Raw genomic sequence first — 784 nt, forward strand, 5'->3', positions numbered from 1 at the left:
GAACGGATGCAAACAATGATGGAATCGCCGATGGTACTCCAAATGCAATCACTGGAATTCCAAGTAGTGCAGGTACAGGCGTAGGAGTCCCAACGGACACCGATGGAAATGTTGGAGAGAACTTACCAAATTTCTTAGATGCAGATGCAGATGATGATGGATGTAGTGATGCCAATGAATACTATGGAAACAACACAGCTGATGGTGGTGATGGTGGACAATACGGAAGCGATCCAGCGGCAGTCAATGCCAACGGAACGGTAACGGCAGCAAGCTACCCAGCAACAGGAGCAGACATAGATGGCGGTGGCACAGCAGATTATGTTGACATCACAGGTGATGATCCAGACGCAGACGGCACAGCCAATGCCTGTGATCTAGATGATGACAATGATGGCAACCCAGATGCAAGTGATCCAAATCCATTAGTACCATCGGCAGTAGCAGATTCAGCTACAGCAATGGTAGGTATGTCAGCAACGATCGACATTTTAACCAATGATGACTTCTTACCAGACAACAGTGGAACAGCAGGCAGTGATATTTACATCAGTGATGCAGGCACAGGAACAGGCGTAGGAATCATCAGTTTTGATGAAAACACAGGCGAACTAATCTACACACCAGCCTTAATAGAAGGCGGTATGAGTGTCACAATAGACTATACAGTATGTAATGACCTAACAGGCGATGGTCCAACACTGGATGATGTATGTGCAACGGCAACGGTTACAATACTAGTAGCTATGGGGCCAGATGCTGATATGGATGGTATCCCAGATGC

1 pseudogene is annotated in these 784 nt (G+C 46.8%); it reads left to right on the forward strand.

Annotated features, from left to right (window positions below):
• Positions 1–784: pseudogene (locus H2O64_RS23920) on the forward strand (hypothetical protein); the annotation flags it as partial.

The organism is Kordia aestuariivivens (assembly GCF_014397005.1).
In the GTDB taxonomy this organism is placed as follows: Bacteria; Bacteroidota; Bacteroidia; order Flavobacteriales; family Flavobacteriaceae; genus Kordia; species Kordia aestuariivivens.